This is a genomic window from Sagittula sp. NFXS13, assembly GCF_040148795.1.
Classification (GTDB): domain Bacteria; phylum Pseudomonadota; class Alphaproteobacteria; order Rhodobacterales; family Rhodobacteraceae; genus Sagittula; species Sagittula marina.
Map to the genome: position 1 here is coordinate 1 of NZ_JAGEMH010000049.1, position 1,436 is coordinate 1,436.

The 1,436-nt window shown below is 64.7% G+C and carries 1 protein-coding gene; it reads right to left on the reverse strand.

Going from position 1 to position 1,436, the window contains the following annotated elements; translation table 11 throughout:
• Positions 1 to 1,436: acetate--CoA ligase (gene acs / locus J4E08_RS24415; RefSeq protein ID WP_349540722.1), on the reverse strand; the 1,436-nt coding region annotated here is incomplete at both ends.

The window sequence follows — 1,436 nt, forward strand, 5'->3', positions numbered from 1 at the left end:
GTGTCGCCGAGCGCGCCGTAGTCGTTTTCGGCGATCTTGCGCAGGATGCGGCGCATGATCTTGCCGGAGCGGGTTTTCGGCAGGCCCGGCGCCCACTGGATCAGATCCGGCGAGGCGATGGGGCCGATTTCCGTGCGGACCCAGGTGCGCAGCTCCTTGCGCAGGTCTTCGGTCGGCTCGACGCCGTTCATCAGGGTCACGTAGCAGTAAATGCCCTGACCCTTGATCTCATGCGGGTAGCCGACGACCGCAGCCTCGGCGACCTTTTCGTGGGCGACGAGGGCGGATTCCACCTCTGCCGTGCCCATGCGGTGGCCGGACACGTTGATCACGTCATCGACGCGGCCGGTGATCCAGTAGTCGCCATCCGCGTCCCGGCGGCAGCCGTCGCCGGAGAAATAGTAGCCTTTGTAGTCCGAGAAATAGGTCTTCTCGAACCGTTCGTGGTCACCCCAGACGGTGCGCATCTGGCCCGGCCAGCTGTCGGCGATGGCCAGCACGCCCTCCGTCGGGGAGGCGTCGATTTCCTGCCCGCTCTGCGGGTCCAGCACCACCGGCTGAATGCCGAAGAACGGCTTCATCGCGGCGCCCGGTTTGGTGGCATGGGCGCCGGGCAGGGGGGTCAGCAGGTGCCCGCCGGTTTCCGTCTGCCACCATGTGTCCACGATGGGGCAGCGGCCACCGCCGACCAGGTCGTTGTACCAGTTCCAAGCCTCCGGGTTGATCGGTTCGCCCACCGTCCCGAGGAGTCGCAGCGAGGATAGATCGCATTTCGTTACGAATTCGTTGCCCTGGCCCATCAGCGCGCGAATCGCCGTGGGCGCGGTGTAGAACTGGTTCACCTTGTGCTTTTCACAGACCTGCCAAAAGCGGCTGGCGTCCGGATAGGTCGGCACGCCTTCGAACATCAGCGTGGTCGCGCCATTGGCCAAGGGCCCGTAAACAATGTAGGAATGGCCCGTGACCCAGCCCACATCGGCGCTGCACCAGAAGACGTCGCCGTCGTGGTAATCGAACACGACCTCATGCGTCAGGCTGGCGTAAAGCAAATATCCACCAGTGGTGTGTACAACGCCCTTGGGCTGACCCGTGGAGCCGGAGGTATAGAGAATGAACAGCGGGTCCTCGGCCTTCATTTCCGCCGGCTGGCAGTGGTCAGAGGCCTCGATCGCCATTTCGTTGTAGTCGTAGTCGCGGCCGTCGACCCAGGTGGTCTGGCCGCCGGTGCGCTTCACCACGAGGCATTTGACGCTGTCCTTGCAGTGCAGCAGGGCCTTGTCGGCGTTGGTTTTCAGCGGGGTCTTGCGGCCGCCGCGCGGGGCTTCGTCCGCGGTGATCACGACCTTGGCGTCACAGCCGTTTACACGGGCGGACAGCGCGTCGGGGGAGAAACCGGCGAAAACGATGGAATGGATCGCGCCGATGCGGGCGCAGGC